Source organism: Streptomyces sp. NPDC051133, from assembly GCF_040682635.1.
GTDB lineage: Bacteria > Actinomycetota > Actinomycetes > Streptomycetales > Streptomycetaceae > Streptomyces.
In genome coordinates this window covers 30,136-47,702 of record NZ_JBFBBK010000028.1, presented here as the reverse complement: position 1 = coordinate 47,702, position 17,567 = coordinate 30,136, and the positions used below count along the sequence as shown (strand labels likewise).

The following is a 17,567-nucleotide window of genomic DNA, read 5'->3' as shown; positions in this document are numbered from 1 at the left end:
CTCAGTGACGACCATTAACCCCATCGCGGCCGGGAGATGGCAAGTCGTCAGGGGGACGTGAAGTCCCGGCGGAGAAAGGTGAACTGACGACTGCTCACTCCGACACGCGCAGCAGCAGCTTCCCCGTGCTCGTCCGCCCTCCCATCAGCCGGTGGGCCTCCGCCGCGTCCTCCAGGGCGAACTCGGCCGTCACCGGCAGCGTCACCGTCCCGTCGGCCACCTTCGCGAACGCCTGCTCCGTCAGCCGGCGCAGGGCGTCCGGGGCGGTGCCGGCCAGGGTGAGGATGGAGAAGCCGGAGACGGAGACGCCGAGCGGGTACAGCTCGGGCTGGCCGACGCTCCACGGCCCGGCCCCGCTCGCGTTGCCGAAGGAGACCAGGCGCCCGAAGACGGCCAGCGAGGCGAGCCCGGCGCGCAGGGTGTCACCGCCGACGGGGTCCAGGACCAGGTCGACCCCGCGCCCGCCGGTCGCCTGCCGCACCGGCTCCTGGAAGGCGCCGACGAACACCTCGTCGTAGCCGTGCTCCTTGGCGTGGGCGGCCTTGGCGGCCGAGGACACCACGCCGTACACCGCCCCGGCACCGGCCGCCCGGGCGAGCCGGCCGACGGCGGTGCCGACACCGCCCGCCGCGCCCTGCACGAGGACCGACTCGCCGGGCTGGAGCCGGCCGACGGTGTGGACGAGCGCGTACGCCGTGGGCAGGACCGTCGGCAGGGTGGCCGCGGTGCGCAGGTCCAGACCCGCGGGGAGCGGGAAGACGGTCGCCGCGTCGGCCACCACCACCTCCGCGTAGGCGCCGCCCTCGGTCAGCGCCACGACCTCCTGGCCGACGGTCAGGCCCGTGACCCCGTCGCCGAGCGCCCGGACGCGCCCGGAGACCTCCAGCCCGGGGACGTACGGCAGCGCGGGCACCCGGTAACCCTCGGCGCGGGCCTTGAGGTCGGCGAAGTTCACGCCCGTCCAGGCCACGTCGACGGTCACCTGCCCGGGCCCGGGCTCGGGCACCTCGGCCGCCACCACCGTCAGCACCTCGGGCCCGCCGTACTGCTGGAACTCCACCGTGCGCATGCCGCACCTCCGGCTCGGATCGAGTGTTCAATCAAAAGCGAACACTCGTGAGTGTATGGTTTTCGTCGAACACTCGGCAAGCGGAACACTTCAGCGAGGAGGCAGCGTGACCGGCCCCCGGCACCGTGCCGCCCCCGACCACACCCACCCCGACGACGTGCCCGTGGAGGCCGCCCTGGCCGCCCTCGCCGACCCGGTGCGCCTCACCCTGGTCCGCGAGCTGGCCGGCTGTGCCGACTGGGCACGCAGCTGCGGCAGCTTCGACGTGCCCGTCGGCAAGGCGGCCCTCAGCCATCATTTCTCGGTGCTGCGCGCGGCCGGGCTGGTGGAGCAGCGCGACGAGGGGCCCCGGCGGGTCAACCGGCTGCGCCGGACGGAGTTCGACACCCGCTTCCCCGGCCTCCTCGCCCTGGTGCTGCGCGAGGACGGCACGGACCGCTGACCCCGGGCATCCCGTATTCCGCTTTTCGCTGACGGACCTTCACATCCCGTTGGTGCGGCGGTGGCCGGCCGTTCCCTGCGGCGCCGTCCCGGGCGTGCACGATCTGGCCCCCGCTGACGCAGGAGACACGGGTGGCCACATACAGAGCCGAGACCGACCGACCCCGTCAGGCCGGCGAGCCGCGTCTGAGGGTCGGCGCCCCGACGGTCCTACCGCCGCCGCGGTCCAGGGCGCGCAGGCTGATCCCGCGCGTCGTCGCGGCCGCCACCGCGCTCTGCGCGATCGTCGTCCTCGCCCAGGGCCACGCGACGCTGCCGTTCTCACGCATCGTCACGATCGAGGGACTTGAGGAACTCGGGATTGTCGTCCGGGGCGACCCAGCGCCCGGCCGCGCCCCGGTGCCACTGCGACGGGGTGGACCCGTCCGCCGGGGCGTGCCGCGTTCTGCCGGTGATCAGCCAGGCGAGCGGCCCGACCAGGACCTCGCCGAACAGCAGGATGATGATCGCCCACACCGCCTTCGGCAGGTGGCGCACCTCGTGCTCGGGGGTGTTCAGGCAGTCCACGAAGGCGTAGACCCACAGCGCCAGGACCAGCAGGAAGGGCAGATACCTGAGCATGGTCGTGCGATCTCCCCACGATCGGTGTGGCAGGCCCCGCTGACGCGGCCAGGGTAGCGGCAGCAGCCCGGGACCGTGCTGCCGGAGCCGGGCCGGCCGGTCGCGTCGGCGGTGCCCCGGCGCGCCCCCTGGGTGGACAGCGTGGCCCCCGGTGACCGGGCCGGGCCCCCGGGTGGCCGATACTGGGACGCATGGCTTATGACGATCTTCGCTCCCTGCTGCGGGCGCTGGAGCGCGAGGGAGACCTCAAGCGCATCAAGGCCGAGGTCGACCCCTGTCTGGAAGTCGGGGAGATCGTCGACCGGGTGCAGAAGTCCGGCGGTCCCGCCCTGCTCTTCGAGAACGTGAAGGGCTCCGCCATGCCCCTCGCGATGAACGTCTTCGGCACCGACCGGCGGCTGCTGAAGGCGCTCGGCCTGAAGTCGTACGGCGAGATCTCCGAGAAGATCGGCGGCCTGCTGCGGCCCGAGCTGCCGCACGGCTTCGTCGGCGTGCGCGAGGCCTTCGGCAAGCTCGGCGCGATGGCGCACGTGCCGCCGAAGAAGGTGAAGCCGGACAGCGCGCCCGTGCAGGAGGTCGTCCTGCACGGCGACGAGGTCGACCTCGACCGGCTGCCCGCCCTGTTCACCTGGCCGCAGGACGGCGGCTCCTTCTTCAACCTGGGCCTGACCCACACCAAGGACCCCGAGAGCGGCATCCGCAACCTCGGCCTGTACCGCCTCCAGCGCCACGACAGGCGCACCATCGGCATGCACTGGCAGATCCACAAGGACAGCCGCAACCACTACCAGGTCGCGGCGCGGCGGGGTGAGCGGCTGCCCGTGGCGATCGCCTTCGGCTGCCCCCCGGCCGTGACGTACGCCTCCACCGCGCCCCTGCCCGGCGACATCGACGAGTACCTCTTCGCCGGGTTCGTCGCGGGCAAGCGGATCGAGATGGTCGACTGCAAGACGGTTCCGCTGCAGGTGCCGGCCAACGCCGAGGTCGTGCTGGAGGGCTGGCTGGAGCCCGGCGAGATGCTGCCCGAGGGCCCCTTCGGCGACCACACCGGCTTCTACACCCCGCAGGAGCCGTTCCCCGCGCTGAAGATCGACTGCGTGACGATGCGCAAGCGCCCCCTGCTGCAGTCGATCGTCGTCGGCCGCCCGCCGACGGAGGACGGCCCGCTGGGACGCGCCACGGAGCGGTTCTTCCTCCCGCTCCTGAAGATCATCGTCCCGGACATCGTGGACTACCACCTGCCCGAGGCCGGCGGCTTCCACAACTGCGCGATCGTCTCGATCGACAAGAAGTACCCCAAGCACGCGCAGAAGGTGATGCACGCGATCTGGGGGGCGCACATGATGTCCCTGACCAAGCTGATCGTGGTCGTGGACGCCGACTGTGACGTCCACGACCTGCACGAGGTCGCCTGGCGCGCCCTCGGCAACACCGACTACGCCCGTGACCTCACGGTCGTCGAAGGCCCCGTCGACCACCTCGACCACGCCTCCTACCAGCAGTTCTGGGGCGGCAAGGCGGGCATCGACGCCACGAAGAAGTGGCCCGAGGAGGGCTACACCCGGGACGGGGGCTGGCCGGACATGGTCCTCTCCGACCCCGATACGGCGGCCCTGGTGGACCGCCGCTGGAAGGAGTACGGCCTGTGAGCAGCGCGTCCGCAGCGATCCCCCGGCCGGGACGCACCAAAGCCTTCCTCCGGCTGGTGATGATCGAGCACTCGGTCTTCGCGCTCCCCTTCGCCTACATCGCCTCCCTCACCGCGATGTACGAGAGGGACGAGAACATCCACTGGGGCCGGCTGCTGCTGGTCACGGTCTGCATGGTCGGCCTGCGCACCTTCGCGATGGCGGTGAACCGGATCATCGACCGCGAGATCGACGCCCGGAACCCGCGCACCGCCCACCGGGAACTCGTCACCGGCGCGATGTCCGTGCGCCACGCCTGGACCGGCGCCGTGATCGCCCTGGTGGTCTTCCTCGGCGCGGCGGCCCTGCTGAACCCCCTGTGCCTGGCCCTGGCCCCCGTCGCGGTGGTCCCGATGGTGGTCTACCCCTACGGCAAGCGGTTCACGAACTTCCCGCAGGCCATCCTGGGCCTCGCCCAGGCGATGGGCCCGGTCGGCGGCTGGCTGGCGATCAGCGGCGAGTGGTCGTGGAAGGCGGTCGTCCTCGGCCTCGCCGTCGGCATCTGGATCGGCGGCTTCGACCTGATCTACGCCTGCCAGGACGTCGAGACCGACCGCGAGATCGGCGTCATGTCGGTCCCGGCCCGCTTCGGCATCCCGGCAGCGATCTGGGGCGCCCGCGCCTGCCACACCCTCACCACGGCCCTGTTCGTCTGGTACGCCCTGGCGACCCACGCCGGCGCCTTCTTCTGGCTCGGCCTGGTCGTCGTCGCCGGTGCCTTCGTCTACGAGCACCGCATCGTCCGCCCCCACGATCTGTCCCGCCTGAACAGGGCGTTCTTCTCGGTCAACGGCTTCATCGGCATTGCCCTGTTCGTGTGTGCGCTGCTGGATCTCCTGGTGCGCGGTCTGACGGTCTGACGAACCGCAGGCCACCCGGCCTGAGCTGTGGGCCGCGCGCCGGTACGCTCAAGGTGTGAACGCAGGAGAAACGCAGCGCGTGCCTTGGATCGTGGGGGTGTCCGGAGCTTCCGGGACGCCGTACGCGGCTGCTGTGCTGCGGGCGCTGCTGGGGGCGGGGGAGGCGGTCGACCTGGTGGTCAGCCGGGCCTCGCGGCTGACGCTGCTGGACGAGACCGGGATCTCGTTCCGCGACGCCCACTGGCAGGACGACCTGCGGGAATGGCTGGCCCGGGGGGCCGACGGCAAGCCCGGGACCTTCGACGTGGACATCAGCGGGGTACGGCACTGGAGCGCGGGCGACCTCGCCGCCGGGCCGTCCTCGGGGTCGTACCCGGCGAAGGGCATGCTCATCGTGCCCGCCTCCACGGCCTGCGTGGCCGGTGTGGCGCTCGGCCTGTCCAAGGACCTGCTCCAGCGCACGGCGAGCGTCACCCTCAAGGAGCGCCGCACCCTGGTGGTGGCCGTACGGGAGACCCCGCTGAACGGCCAGACGCTCCGGCACCTGGTCGCCCTGGACGACGCCGGCGCGAGCGTCGTCCCGGCCTCGCCCGCCTTCTACGCCGGTGCCACCCACATCCAGGACCTGGTCGACTTCGTGGCGGGGCGGGTGCTGGACGCGGCGGGCGTCGGGCACGGCCTGTACCGGCGCTGGCAGGGTGAGCTGGGCGGCGGCACCGCGGGCAACTAGTGGGCAACCAGCAGTACCTCTCATCACTTCGAGAACTTTCACCGGAAGGCTTCGATCGCATGGACGCGGTGGACAGGCAGCTCATCCAGGCCCTGAGGGAGAACGGCCGGGCCTCCTACGCGGAGCTTGGGCGCCTCGTCGGCCTGTCGGGACCCAGCGTCACCGACCGCATCAACCGGCTGGAGGCGGCCGGTGTCATCACCGGCTACCGCGCCACGGTGGACGCGGCCTCCCTCGGCCTCGGCGTCACCGCGCTGATCGGCATCTCGCTCTCCGACGCGGCCGACCACGAGGACGTCGCCCAGCGGCTGCGCGACCTGCCGGAGATCGAGGACTGCTGGTTCATCGCCGGCGACGACTCGTACATGCTCAAGGTGCGCTCGACGGACGTCGACGGGCTGGAGCGGACCATCCGCCGGCTCAGCGGAACCAAGGGCGTCTCCCGCACCCGTACCACCATCGTGCTGTCCACGAAGTGGGAGAACCGGGTCGGAGAGCTGCCCGAAGAGGTCTAGGGATACCGTTGGTCGGGCTGTCGTAGAAAGGTGTTGGCATGGACGTCGGGCTCAAGCGCGAGCTGGAGGAGAAGGTCCGCTCCGGTGAGCGGCTGACCCGCGAGGACGGCATCGCGCTGTACGAGTCGGACGACCTGGCCTGGCTGGGCGGCCTCGCGCACGAGGTGCGGACCCGCAAGAACGGTGACGTCGTCCACTTCAACGTGAACCGGCACCTCAACATGACCAACGTGTGCACGGCGTCCTGCGCCTACTGCTCCTTCCAGCGCAAGCCGGGGGAGAAGGACGCGTACACGATGCGCATCGAGGAGGCCGTGAAGCTGGCCAAGGCGATGGAGTCGGAGAACCTCACCGAGCTGCACATCGTCAACGGCCTGCACCCGAACCTGCCGTGGCGCTACTACCCCCGGTCGCTCAGGGAACTGAAGGCGGCCCTGCCGGACGTCTCCCTGAAGGCCTTCACGGCGACGGAGATCCACCACTTCGAGACGATCAGCGGTCTGTCGGCCTCGGAGATCCTGGACGAGCTGATCGACGCGGGCCTGGAGTCGCTCACCGGCGGCGGCGCGGAGATCTTCGACTGGGAGGTCCGTCAGCACATCGTGGACCACAGGACCCACTGGGAGGACTGGTCCCGCATCCACCGCCTGGCGCACGAGAAGGGTCTGAAGACCCCGTGCACCATGCTCTACGGCCACATCGAGGAGCCGCGGCACCGGGTGGACCACGTGCTCCGGCTGCGCGAGCTGCAGGATGAGACGAACGGCTTCCAGGTCTTCATCCCGCTGCGCTACCAGCACGACTTCGTGGACATGAAGGACGGCAAGATCCGCAACCGCCTTCAGGCCCGCACCCAGATGGCGACCGGCGCCGAGGCACTGAAGACCTTCGCTGTCTCCCGCCTGCTGTTCGACAACGTCCCGCACGTGAAGGTCTTCTGGGTCATGCACGGCGTGCAGACCGCCCAGCTGGCCCTCCAGCACGGCGCGGACGACATGGACGGCTCGGTCGTCGAGTACAAGATCACGCACGACGCGGACAACTACGGCACGCCGAACAAGCTGACCCGCGAGGACCTGCTCGACCTGATCCGCGACGCGGGCTTCCGCCCGGTGGAGCGGAACACCCGCTACGAGATCATCCGCGAGTACGAGGGCGCCGACCCGGCCCGCAGGGAGTCCCCGCAGGCGATGCGGGTCTGACGTTCCAGCGAGGCTGCGCCGGTCCGACCTGAAGGGGCGCGGGGCTGTGTCGATGTGCGGCTCCGCCGCGTGGGCGCGACACGCCACACACGACCTGCGGACGACATGGGTCCGAGGTCGCACGACGGGTACTCGCACTTCATGGCGACGACCCGTGCCCCTGAGGACGCCTACACCGCGGAGCCGTTCGTTCCGGAGGGTGCCGACCTCACCGCCCTCCGGAAGGCCGCCGCCGGCTGCCGCGGCTGCCCGCTGCACCGGGACGCCACGCAGACCGTCTTCGGCGCCGGAGACGCGCACGCGCGCGTGATGCTCGTGGGTGAGCAGCCCGGCGACCAGGAGGACCGGCAGGGCAGGCCGTTCGTCGGCCCGGCCGGCAAGCTGCTGGACAAGGCGCTCGCCGAGGCCGGCATCGACCCCGGCGAGGCCTACGTCACCAACGCCGTGAAGCACTTCAAGTTCACGCAGGCCGAACCCCGGGGGCGCCGGATCCACAAGGCGCCGAGCCTGCGCGAGATGACGGCGTGCGGGCCCTGGCTCGCCGCCGAGCTGGCGATCGTCGAGCCCGAGCTGATCGTGATCCTCGGTGCCACGGCCGGCAAGGCCCTGCTCGGCTCGTCGTTCCGGGTCGGCGAGGCGCGTGGCACGGTGCTGGAGCGGGAGATCCACGGGCGGCCCGAGCGGCTGGTGCCGACCGTGCATCCCTCGTCGGTGCTGCGGTCGCGCGACGACGCGGACCGCAAGGCCGCCTACGAGGGGCTCGTCGCCGATCTGAAAGTGGCCGCACGCACCCTCGGGTAATAGATACCATCCCCGTATGCCCCTTACCTTCACGCTCGACCCCGCCCTCACCCCTGCCCTGCGCGACGGCATCCTCGACCTCTGGACGGACGTCTCCAACGCGGGCGGAGCCGTCGGCTTCGTGGCCCCGGTGACGCGCGAGGAGATCCGGCCGGACCTGGTGAGGCACTTCGTGGCCATGGCCGAGGGGCGTCACCGGCTGCTCGTCGGGTACGACGAGGCGGGCGAGGTGGCCGCGACCGCCTTCTTCTCCTTCAACACCCACCGCCTGCAGCGCCACTGGCTCTGGCTCTACACGGTGATGGTCCACCCCCGGCACCAGGGCAAGGGATACGGCCGGGACCTGCTGGCCGCCGCCGCGGACGCGGCCCGCACCTTCGAGGGCATCGACGCCATACGGCTCGGCTGCCGCGGCGGCCAAGGCCTGGAGCGGTTCTACGCCTCCTGCGGCTACCAGGAGGTCGGCCGGGTGCCCGGCGCGATACGTGTCGCCCCCGGCGACGAGCGCGACGACATCACCATGCTGCTGCCGCTCGCCTGACCCCCGTGCAAGATCTCTGCGCGCTCGTGCTTCACTGGACGATGACCCCTTTTGGAATCGGACGAGTGGATTGAGATGCTCCGCTACACGCTGATGCGCCTCGGCGTCTTCGTCGGCTGCCTCGCCGTCGTCTGGGGAGCCGTCTACTCCGGCCTCTTCCCCCGCGGCTTCGGCAACTCCAACGGCCTGTGGGTGCTGCTGCTCGCCCTGGTGCTGTCGGCCCCGATCAGCTGGGTGGTGCTGCGCAAGGAGCGGGACCGCGCCTCGGTGCAGATCGTGACCAAGGTCGACCGGATGAAGGCCAACCTGGATGCGAACCGCAGCCAGGAGGACGGCGCCGACGAGACCGCGCGGGCGCAGGGCCAGCCTTCCTGACCCGGGGCCGCCCCGGGGCGCCATAGGCTTGCCCCATGGGTGCCGTGAAGACCAAACGGATGCCGCGGGCGGTCCGTGAGCAGCAGATGCTCGACGCCGCCGTGCAGATCTTCGGCCAACGCGGGTACATGGCCGCCTCCATGGACGAGATAGCCGAACTCGCGGGCGTCTCCAAGCCGTTGGTCTACCTGTACCTCAACTCCAAGGAAGACCTCTTCACCGCCTGCATCCGCCGTGAGGCCACCGCCCTCACGGCGGCGGTCCGGGCCGCCGTCCGCCCGGACCTGCCCGCCGACCGCCAGCTCTGGGCCGGCCTCCAGGCGTTCTTCACGCACACCGCCGAACACCCCGACGCCTGGTCCGTCCTGCACCTCCAGGCCCGCACCCACGGCGACCCCTTCGCGGCCGAGGTGGCCGCGATGCGCGAGGAGATCGTCGCCTTCGTCACCCGCCTGGTCGCGATCGCGGCGCGTGAGGCGCACCGCGACCCGGACCTCCCCGAACACGAGGTCGCCGGGCTCGCGGAGGCGCTGGTGGGCGCGGCGGAGTCCCTCGCCGCGTGGGCCAACACCACCCCCGGCGTCACCGCCCGCCAGGCAGCGGCCACCTTGATGAACTTCGCCTGGTCGGGCCTGGGCAACCTGATGAGCGGCACCTCATGGACGCCGCCGACGGACCCTGCCTAGGGCCGCACAACCCCGGACAGGTGAACCCTCCCGTCCGCTCCCCGCAGTTCGAAACCGCCCGAGCCGTCCGCCCCGTACGTCACCGTCCCCGGCAGGAACACAGGTGCCCGGAACTCCGCCCGCACCCCGGTACAGGCCCCCGTGCCGTGGGCGGCCAGGCAGCGGGCCACGGTCCACATGCCGTGGGCGATGGCGCGCGGGAAGCCGAAGAGGCGGGCGGTGAGGGGGTGCAGGTGGATGGGGTTGCGGTCGCCGGACGCGGCGCCGTACCGCCGGCCCACGTCCCCGGCGAGCCGCCACTCGTCGACGACGGGCAGCGGGTCGCCCTCGGGAACGCGGGCCGCCTGGGCCGCTCTCGCCCCCTCGACCCGGTGCCGCGCGAGATACGTGCTCCGCGACTGCCACACCGGCGCGTCGCCGGCCCGCAGCTCGGTCACCACCGTGGCCTCGGTCCCGCGCCGGTGCGCGGCCAGGCCTCCGATGTGGACGGAGAGTTCGTACTCCCGGGTGGCGGGCAGGCCGGTGCGGCGGACGATCTCGATCGAGGTGTGCACCAGGCCCAGCAGCGGCAGCGGGAAGTCCCGGCCGCTCATCAGGCGCATGGCCAGCGGGAAGCCGAGCACGTGCGGGTAGGTGACGGGGAGGCCGGCCTCCCCGGGGAACCCGCACACCCGCTCGTAGGCGGCCAGTCTCGCCAGGTCGACGCGGAGGCCGGGCAGCACCAGCCGGGTGCGCGGGAAGTCCGCGTCCGGGGCGGGCCGCTTGAACGGGGAGAGCAGCGCGCCCCGGCCCAGCAGGGGCCCGAGCGCGGGCAGGCCGGTGAGGGTGACGGTGCCGGTGGAACTGGGACAGCGGTCTGCCATGTTCTGCCCTCACTGCTTACTCTGGAGTAAGGTTACCGGTGGTAAGGCTACGGCACCGGGTGAGGAGAGGTCGAGATGAGCCCCGTGGAGCGCACGTGATCCTCGTAACGTGAGGCTCTGTCACATAACCCGTGAGGCTGCACATCCCTGGCCCCGAACGCCCCCCGAACTTGCACAACCCCCTCACAGCGGACCCGTACGATCACCTGCCTAACCAGCGGTAACCCCTCTTTCCGGGGCCCACCGCAGGTGCACGAACGCCAGAGGAGTCGCCCGTGTCCACCCCGTACCCGACCCCCGTCTCCTCGGGCGCCCCCGTCTCCGCCACCGACTACGACGGCCGCCCCGTCCTGGTGGAACCGGCCGTCCAGCGACTGGACGGCGCCGTGCGGGAGGTGGCCGTGCCCCCCTTCGCGCCGCCCGTCCGGCACGGCTCCCTGGCCGACCTGCCGTTCGAGAACGCCGAGACGGTCCCCGACCGGATCGTGCTCAGCCGCAGGCTCCCCGACGGCGGCTGGACGGACCTGACGGCCACCCGGTTCGCCGAGCGGGTACTGGCCGTGGCCAAGGGGCTGATCGCCGAGGGCCTGACCCCGGGCGACCGCGTCGCCGTCATGGCCCGCACCACCTACGAGTGGACGCTGCTCGACTTCGCCGCCTGGGCCGCCGGCCTGGTCACCGTGCCCGTCTACCCGACCTCGTCGGTCTTCCAGACCCGCTGGATCCTGCACGACTCCGGCGCGGTCGCCCTGATCACCGAGACCGCCGCCGAGGCCTCCGCGATCGGCCCGGAACTCCAGCACCTGCCCGACCTGCGCCACGTCTGGGTGATGGAGAAGGAGCACGTGGACCGGCTCGCCGAGGCCGGCGCCCTGGTGCCGGACGGCGAGGTCGCCGTACGCCGGGGCATGCTCGGCCCCGACACCCTCGCCACCCTCATCTACACCTCGGGCACCACCGGCCGCCCCAAGGGCTGCGCCCTCTCGCACGGCAACTTCTTCGCCGAGGTCGACAACGCCATCGAGCTGCTCTACCCGGTGTTCAAGGCGAAGGACGAGGACCCCTCGGTCCTCCTCTTCCTGCCGATGTCCCACGTCTTCGGCCGCATGGTGGCCATCGCCTGCGTCCGCGCCCGGGTGCGCCTCGGTCACGCCCCCAGCCTGAAGCCCGACGACCTCCTGCCGGACCTGGCCGCCTTCCGGCCGACCGCCCTGCTCACCATCCCCTACATGCTGGAGAAGATCTACAACTCCGCGCGGGCCAAGGCGGAGGCGGGCGGCCGGGTGGCGGTCTTCGACCGGGCGGCGGCCGTGGCCCGGCGCTACGGCGAGGCCGTCGAGGCCCGCCAGACCGGCACCGGCAGCGGCCCGAACCGCGCCCTGAAGACCGCCCGCAGCTTCTACGACCCGCTCGTCTACCGCAAGATCAGGTCCGCCATGGGCGGGCGCGTCCGGCACGCCATCTGCGGCGGCTCCCCGCTCGGCCGGCGCCTCGCCGCGTTCTACGCCGGCGCCGGCATCGAGATCTTCGAGGGGTACGGCCTGACGGAGACGACCGGCGCCTCCACCGTCACCCCGCCCCTGCAGCCCCGCCTCGGCACGGTCGGCTGGCCGCTGCCCGGCACCCGGGTCCGGATCGCGGCCGACGGCGAGATCCTCGTCGCAGGCGATCACGTGCTGCGCGGCTACTGGGACCCGCAGGCCGGCGGGGTCGTCCCCGCGACCCGGGACGGCTGGCTGCCCACCGGCGACATCGGCGAACTGGACGACGAGGGCTATCTGACCATCACCGGCCGCAAGAAGGAGCTGCTGATCACGGCGGGCGGCAAGTCGGTGGCGCCGGCCCCGCTGGAGAACTGGCTGCGCCAGCACCCGCTGATCTCCCAGGTGATGCTGGTCGGTGACGCACGCCCCTACGTCGCCGCCCTGATCACCCTCGACCCCGACGGCATCACCCACTGGCGCCAGATGATCGGCAAGCACCCGGTGCCGCCGGAACTCCTCCTCGACGACCCGGAGTTGGCGGCCGTCCTGCAGCGCGCGATCGACGAGGCCAACCGGCTGGTGTCCCGGCCCGAGTCCATCCGCAGGTTCGCCGTCCTGCCGGTGGACTTCACCGAGGAGGCGGGCCATCTGACCCCGTCCATGAAACTGCGGCGCGAGCAGGTCATGAGCGACTTCGCCCGCGAGGTGGAGGGCCTGTACGCCAAGGCGTGACAGGGGGTCGGCACCCGCTCCCGTGCTGCCCCGCGTCGTCCGGACTCGGCGGGGGCGGGGAGCGGGTTGCCGCCTGGGTCGGTCGCGGCCCGCACACGATCCTCGTACCGGCGCGGGAACGAGTCAATCCTTGGGTTTCCTCGCCAACCCCAAGCAGTAGCTTGGGTGTTATGACGCTCGAAGACCTCCGCGTGTTCGTGGCCGTGTGCCGCGCGGGCAGCCTCAGCTCCGTCGCCCGGGACCTCGGCTGCACCCAGTCCGCCGTCAGCCAGCACGTCAAACGGCTGGAGAAGGAGACCGGTGTCGCCCTGCTGGAGCGCCGGCCGCGCGGAGTCGTGCCCACCCAGGCCGGCCGGATACTGGAGGAGGCGGCGGCCGAGGGCATCTCCGGCCTGGACCTCGCCGTACGGCGGCTCCACGACCTCCTCGACGGCCACAGCGGGCAGGTCCGCGTCGCCACCGGCGCCACCACCGTCCGCCATTTCATGTCCGACGCCGTCGTCACCTTCCGGCGTCGCCACCCCAAGGTCAACCTCGATTTCCGCACGGTCAGTTCGGGCCGCGGCAGCTTCGACGCGCTCACCGACGGCACCCTCGACCTGGCCTGGATCACCATCGGCCCGCCCGTCCGGGGCATCGAGCAGCGGACGGTCGCGGAGCTGCCCTGGCTGCTCGCCGTCCGCACCGACGACCCGCTCGCCGCGCGCACCCACCTGGACGCCGCCGACCTGGCCGGCATCCCGCTCATCCGCCTCCCCCCGAACTCCACCTCCGCCGTCCACCTCGACACGGCCTGCACCGAGCTGGGCGTCCGCCTCCGCCACGAGCCGAGCGTCGCCGACTGGGACACGGCCCTGCTCCTCGCCGAGCTGGGCGTGGGCCGGGCCGTCGTCCCCGCCGTGCCCGGCCTGCCCATGCCCGGCGAGGGCGGCCTGCGCCTGGTCCCGGTCCCCGGGTTGCGCCCGCTCCCCGTCGGCTGGGCCGTCCGCCGCTGGGACGCGCTCAGCCCTCCGGCCCGGGCCTTCGCGGGCACGGTCGTGGAGTGCAGGGTCGCCGCCGCGGGCTGAGCGGGAGTCCGGCCCGGACGGTCCTGCCGACGGTGCGCCGCGTCACGGCCCAGCGGGACGAGGCCACCGTACGACCACGAGTCCGCGCCCGCCCTCCTCCACCGGCCCGCCGTCCGCCGTCCGCGGCTTCCTCACCGCACCGTCGCCCCGCCGCCCGGTCAGCCTTTCTTCAGGGCGAGAAGGAACGCCTGGCTCACCGACTCCGCCAGCTCCTCCACCGGTTCCCGCACCGTGCTGGAGCGGAGGACGAAGCCGGCGTCCGCCAGCAGCCCCGCCATGAACCCGGGACGGCGCCGCTGGAAGTCCAGGGTCACCGCATGCCCCCACGGATGCTCGTGGCGCCGCGGCACGTCGCCGGCCTGGAAGGCGAGCAGGAGGTGGCCGCCCGGAGCGAGGACGCGGTGGAACTCGGCGAACAGGCGGGGCAGTTCGGCCACGGGCGTGTGGATGCTGGAGTACCAGGAGACGACCCCCGCGAGGGAGTCGTCGGCCAGGTCCAGGTCCAGCATGGAGCCCTGCTCGAAGCGCAGCGCGGCGTTCTCGCGGCGGGCGATGGCGAGCATGGACGCGGAGAGGTCGAGGCCGAAGACGGACAGGCCGAGGGAGGCGAGGTGCGCGGTGACGACGCCGGGGCCGCAGCCGAGGTCGGCCACCGTGCCACCGGGGCCGACGGACTCGGCGTAGGCGCTCAACAGCCCCCGCTCCAGCGGCCTGTCGACGAGCTGGTCCCGGAAGCGGTCGGCGTAGTCCTCGGCGATGGCGTCGTAGAAGGTGCGGGTGGCGGTCAGGAAGTCCTCGGTGTCGGTCATGGGGAGGGACCGTAGCGGGCGGCACCGACAACGCCCCTTTAGGCTGCTGCCTTTGGCCCATGCATGTACACGGGGGGTTGTGGCCGATGAACCACGCGACGGAGGTCTTCCAGCCGCTCCAGGCGGACGATCCACCCGTGGTGGCGGGCTACCGGCTCGCCGCCCGGCTGGGCGCGGGCGGCATGGGCCGGGTCTACCTCTCGCACACCCAGGGCGGCCGGCCGGTCGCGCTCAAGGTGGTGCGGCCGGAGCTGGCCGACGACCCGGACTTCCGGCGGCGGTTCGGCCGGGAGATCAAGGCGGCCCGGCGGGTGCGGGGCGCGTACACCGCCGAGCTGATCGACGCGGACGCGGACGGCATGCCGCCCTGGCTGGCCACGCTGTACGTGCCCGGTCCCTCCCTGACGGAGGCGGTGGCCCGGCGCGGCCCGCTCCCGGTGCCCGCGGTGCTGTGGCTGATGGCGGGTGTGGCCGAGGCGCTGCAGGCCATCCACGCCGAGGGCATCGTGCACCGGGACCTGAAGCCGTCGAACGTGCTGCTGGCGGCGGACGGGCCCCGGGTGATCGACTTCGGTATCGCGCTGGCCGCCGACGGGACGTCGTACACGGCGACGGGCGGCACGATCGGCACGCCTTCGTTCATGGCGCCGGAGCAGGCGTCCGGGGGTGAGATCACGGCGGCGACCGATGTCTTCGCACTGGGTCAGACCGCGGCCTTCGCCGCGCTGGGCAGGCCGCTGTACGGCGACGGCGCGGCCCTCAACGTGCTGTACCGGATCGTGCACTCCGCGCCCGATCTCCCCTCGCTGCCCGAGCCGCTGCGTCCGCTGCTCGCCCGGTGCCTGGCCGCCGATCCGGCGGAGCGGGCCACTCCGGCGGAGGTCGTGGAGTGGTGCCGGCGGCGGCTGGGGACGGACGCCGACGCGGGCGGGGGACCGGCCGTGTGGCGGGAGATCACCGGGCCGGAGCCCGTGGTGCCGGCGCCGCTTGCCGACCCCACCCCGGTCGTCCCGCAGCCGCTGATCGCGTATCCGACGGCCGGGTGGCCGCCGCAGCCGACGGCGGAGCAGCGCACGGTCCGAAGACGGCGCACCGCGCTGATCACGGCCGCCGGCGTGGTGGGCGGTGCGGTGCTGGTCACGGCCCTGGCGTGGTCCGTCATGGACGCGAAGGACCGGTTCGGTGCCCGGGGCAGGGCGGGTTCCGTCACGTCCTCGACGGGACCGGCCGTGCGGTCCTCCCCGCCGGCGTCCGCGCCGGACTCCGCGTCTGGTTCCCCGGACGCGTCGGACGCCGGCTCCGGGAGCGGCACCGGCGTGCCCTCGGCCTCGCCCCGGGACCCGCGGCCGGAGGGGTTCCCCCAGGTGCGCCTGGACGCGAAGACCTCGGTGAGCCTCAAGGACGAGAACCCGCAGCGGGAGGACGGCAAGGGCGACATCCGCTTCGACTGCCGGGAGCCCAGCTGCGAACTGAGGAGCGACGACGCGGTCTTCATGCAGATGATGGGCGCGCACGGCACCACCCTCGACGAGTGCCGTCTCTTCCTCAGGAAACCCAAGTACCACAGTTGGTCGCTGGCCGCGGCGGCGGCCGGCACCGAGATCTGCATGAAGGACAAGGAGGGGAACATCGGGCTGTACCAGATCCAGACGAAGTCCACCGCCATCGCGGACCTCGCCTTCCTGAGCGGCGATCTGACCGTCTGGCGGAAGGCCGACCGGTCCGTAGACTGACCGGCATGGCGTGCCGCATCAGTGAGTTGGTCATCGACGCCGCCGACCCCGAGCGGCTCGCCGCGTTCTGGCGCGAGGTCCTCGACTACGTCGAACTCGAACGGGAGGCCGACGGAAGCATCGCGATCGGACCGCCCGGCGCCGGCTTCGGCGGCCCCCAGCCGATCCTCGTCATCGGTCCCACGACCGATCCGCGGCCCAGGAAGCTCCGGCTGCACTTCGACGTGAACGCCACCGACCGCGACCAGGACGCCGAGCTGGAGCGGCTGTTCGCGCTCGGCGCCAGGACCGCCGACGTCGGCCAGACCGGCGAGGAGAGCTGGCGCGTCCTGGCCGACCCCGAGGGCAACGAGTTCTGCCTCCTGCGCAGCCGGATCCAGCCCGTCGACGACCTCCCCGGACGGAACGCCTAGCCGACCCCCGCCAGCCGCAGCACCGCCGTCGTCGCCGCCGCGGCCAGGACGACCACGGCGAAGGGGGCCCGGCGCCAGGCCAGTACGGCGCCGGCCAGGACTCCGGCGGGGCGGGCCCAGCCCGCGAAGCCGCCCGACTCGGTCAGCGCGCCCGTGGCCAGCAGCGCGACGAGCAGCACCACCGCGCCGGCCGACGCCAGCTCCTGCACGCGCGGCGGGACGGTCACCCTTCCGTGCAGTACCGGCCCCACCAGCCGGAAGGCGTACGTGCCCACGGCCAGGACCAGGATCATGACGAGTGTCGCGTTCATGCCGCGGCTCCCGTCCCGGCAGGTCGGCGGTGCAGGAACAGTCCGGCGAGGGCGAGCAGGACCGGCACCCCGGCCGGAACGGCGGGCGTGACCGCGAGCGCGAGTGCGGCGCCGACCAGGGCGCTCCCGGCCAGCGCGCCGGCCGCCACGCCGATGTTCCACGCGGCGAACAGCCCGAGCCCGGAGATCCAGAACGCCCGCCGCCGGCGTACCGGGTCGGACTGGGCGACGGCGAAGGCCACCGTCTCGTCCGTGACGAGATGCGCGCCGAGGAAGCGGCTCACGCGCCCGGAGCCGATGATCTCGGCCACGGCCAGGCTGAAGGCGGCCGTGCGGGTGTTGAGGAGCAGCCCGGTGGCCGCCGCGGCGACCGGCCCGCCCCCGGCGAGCAGCACGCCCACCGCGCTGAACTGGGCCGATCCCGCGTACACCACGAGGGACAGCACCACCGGCACCCACATCGGCAGCCCCCCGGCCACGGAGACCGCGCCGAAGGAGACGCCGACGATCCCGCCGGCCAGCCAGACGAGGGAGCTGTCCCGGACCAGGGAGCTGTCCCGGACGAGCGAGCGGTCGGCGGACGGGGAAACACGGGGTGTTCGTTGTGGCGAACGCATGTTCTCTAC

At 72.5% G+C, this 17,567-nt stretch carries 20 protein-coding genes and 1 pseudogene; 14 read left to right on the top strand and 7 right to left on the bottom strand.

The features are described from left to right. Window positions 1-94: 94 nt before the first annotated feature. On the bottom strand, window positions 95-1,069 hold the full coding sequence (locus AB0N17_RS27005; protein ID WP_366014092.1) for a zinc-binding dehydrogenase: 975 nt from the start codon (window positions 1,067-1,069) through the stop codon (window positions 95-97). 106 nt (window positions 1,070-1,175) lie between these two features. Here AB0N17_RS27005 and AB0N17_RS27000 point away from each other — a divergent pair, with 106 nt between their 5' ends. Then, a complete protein-coding gene (locus AB0N17_RS27000) occupies window positions 1,176-1,511 on the top strand; it encodes a transcriptional regulator (protein WP_366014091.1) in 336 nt (111 codons plus the stop codon). Between the two features lie 166 nt (window positions 1,512-1,677). Here the strand turns inward: AB0N17_RS27000 and AB0N17_RS26995 are convergent, their stop codons facing one another. Further along, on the bottom strand, window positions 1,678-1,839 hold the full coding sequence (locus tag AB0N17_RS26995; RefSeq protein WP_366014090.1) for a hypothetical protein: 162 nt from the start codon (window positions 1,837-1,839) through the stop codon (window positions 1,678-1,680). 10 nt (window positions 1,840-1,849) lie between these two features. Beyond that, window positions 1,850-2,131 (bottom strand): annotated as a pseudogene (locus AB0N17_RS26990) (PLD nuclease N-terminal domain-containing protein); the annotation flags it as partial. Between the two features lie 191 nt (window positions 2,132-2,322). On the opposite strand from AB0N17_RS26990, the gene AB0N17_RS26985 reads away from it, so the two are divergent. From AB0N17_RS26985 to AB0N17_RS26945, 9 genes are all read left to right on the top strand, one after another. Then, window positions 2,323-3,780 (top strand): menaquinone biosynthesis decarboxylase, encoded by a 1,458-nt coding sequence (locus AB0N17_RS26985; protein WP_366014089.1) that lies wholly within the window; start codon window positions 2,323-2,325, stop codon window positions 3,778-3,780. Next, window positions 3,777-4,679 carry a menaquinone biosynthesis prenyltransferase MqnP gene (gene mqnP, locus AB0N17_RS26980; RefSeq protein ID WP_366014088.1) on the top strand — a complete coding sequence of 301 codons (903 nt, stop codon included), beginning with the start codon at window positions 3,777-3,779 and terminating at the stop codon, window positions 4,677-4,679. The genes AB0N17_RS26985 and mqnP overlap by 4 nt, the downstream gene beginning before the upstream one ends. Before the next feature lie 79 nt (window positions 4,680-4,758). Continuing rightward, window positions 4,759-5,409, top strand: a complete 651-nt coding sequence (locus AB0N17_RS26975) for a UbiX family flavin prenyltransferase (RefSeq protein WP_366014087.1) — start codon at window positions 4,759-4,761, stop codon at window positions 5,407-5,409. 59 nt (window positions 5,410-5,468) lie between these two features. Then, the gene (locus AB0N17_RS26970) at window positions 5,469-5,924 is read left to right on the top strand and encodes an Lrp/AsnC family transcriptional regulator (protein WP_225825931.1); all 456 of its coding nucleotides are present in this window, start codon (window positions 5,469-5,471) and stop codon (window positions 5,922-5,924) included. Window positions 5,925-5,962: 38 nt separating this feature from the next. Then, window positions 5,963-7,126 (top strand): aminofutalosine synthase MqnE, encoded by a 1,164-nt coding sequence (gene mqnE, locus AB0N17_RS26965; RefSeq protein ID WP_366014086.1) that lies wholly within the window; start codon window positions 5,963-5,965, stop codon window positions 7,124-7,126. 141 nt (window positions 7,127-7,267) lie between these two features. Further along, window positions 7,268-7,927 (top strand): UdgX family uracil-DNA binding protein, encoded by a 660-nt coding sequence (locus AB0N17_RS26960; RefSeq protein WP_366014085.1) that lies wholly within the window; start codon window positions 7,268-7,270, stop codon window positions 7,925-7,927. Window positions 7,928-7,943: 16 nt separating this feature from the next. Beyond that, window positions 7,944-8,468 carry a GNAT family N-acetyltransferase gene (locus AB0N17_RS26955; RefSeq protein ID WP_366014084.1) on the top strand — a complete coding sequence of 175 codons (525 nt, stop codon included), beginning with the start codon at window positions 7,944-7,946 and terminating at the stop codon, window positions 8,466-8,468. Between the two features lie 75 nt (window positions 8,469-8,543). Further along, entirely contained in the window at window positions 8,544-8,843 is a 300-nt protein-coding gene (locus AB0N17_RS26950; protein WP_366014083.1) for a DUF4229 domain-containing protein, read from the top strand. Between the two features lie 35 nt (window positions 8,844-8,878). Continuing rightward, window positions 8,879-9,529 (top strand): TetR/AcrR family transcriptional regulator, encoded by a 651-nt coding sequence (locus tag AB0N17_RS26945; protein WP_366014082.1) that lies wholly within the window; start codon window positions 8,879-8,881, stop codon window positions 9,527-9,529. Here the strand turns inward: AB0N17_RS26945 and AB0N17_RS26940 are convergent. After that, window positions 9,526-10,392 carry a MaoC/PaaZ C-terminal domain-containing protein gene (locus AB0N17_RS26940; protein WP_366014081.1) on the bottom strand — a complete coding sequence of 289 codons (867 nt, stop codon included), beginning with the start codon at window positions 10,390-10,392 and terminating at the stop codon, window positions 9,526-9,528. The two genes, AB0N17_RS26945 and AB0N17_RS26940, sit on opposite strands and share 4 nt — an antisense overlap. Window positions 10,393-10,667: 275 nt before the next feature. Here AB0N17_RS26940 and AB0N17_RS26935 point away from each other — a divergent pair, with 275 nt between their 5' ends. After that, entirely contained in the window at window positions 10,668-12,608 is a 1,941-nt protein-coding gene (locus tag AB0N17_RS26935; protein WP_366014080.1) for an AMP-dependent synthetase/ligase, read from the top strand. A 170-nt stretch (window positions 12,609-12,778) separates the two neighbouring features. After that, a complete protein-coding gene (locus tag AB0N17_RS26930; RefSeq protein WP_366014079.1) occupies window positions 12,779-13,675 on the top strand; it encodes a LysR family transcriptional regulator in 897 nt (298 codons plus the stop codon). A gap of 158 nt (window positions 13,676-13,833) precedes the next feature. Here AB0N17_RS26930 and AB0N17_RS26925 read toward each other — a convergent pair whose 3' ends face one another. Continuing rightward, window positions 13,834-14,484, bottom strand: a complete 651-nt coding sequence (locus tag AB0N17_RS26925) for a methyltransferase domain-containing protein (RefSeq protein WP_366014078.1) — start codon at window positions 14,482-14,484, stop codon at window positions 13,834-13,836. An 86-nt stretch (window positions 14,485-14,570) separates the two neighbouring features. Here AB0N17_RS26925 and AB0N17_RS26920 point away from each other — a divergent pair, with 86 nt between their 5' ends. After that, window positions 14,571-16,217: a protein kinase gene (locus AB0N17_RS26920; RefSeq protein ID WP_366014077.1), complete on the top strand. Its 1,647-nt coding sequence runs from the start codon at window positions 14,571-14,573 to the stop codon at window positions 16,215-16,217. Window positions 16,218-16,222: 5 nt separating this feature from the next. Then, on the top strand, window positions 16,223-16,630 hold the full coding sequence (locus tag AB0N17_RS26915) for a VOC family protein (RefSeq protein ID WP_366014076.1): 408 nt from the start codon (window positions 16,223-16,225) through the stop codon (window positions 16,628-16,630). On the opposite strand, the gene AB0N17_RS26910 is transcribed toward AB0N17_RS26915, so the two are convergent. Together AB0N17_RS26910 and AB0N17_RS26905 are read right to left on the bottom strand one after the other, a co-directional pair. Next, window positions 16,627-16,941 carry an AzlD domain-containing protein gene (locus tag AB0N17_RS26910; protein WP_366014075.1) on the bottom strand — a complete coding sequence of 105 codons (315 nt, stop codon included), beginning with the start codon at window positions 16,939-16,941 and terminating at the stop codon, window positions 16,627-16,629. The two genes, AB0N17_RS26915 and AB0N17_RS26910, sit on opposite strands and share 4 nt — an antisense overlap. Further along, entirely contained in the window at window positions 16,938-17,558 is a 621-nt protein-coding gene (locus tag AB0N17_RS26905; protein WP_366014074.1) for an AzlC family ABC transporter permease, read from the bottom strand. The genes AB0N17_RS26910 and AB0N17_RS26905 overlap by 4 nt, the downstream gene beginning before the upstream one ends. Window positions 17,559-17,567: the final 9 nt, after the last annotated feature.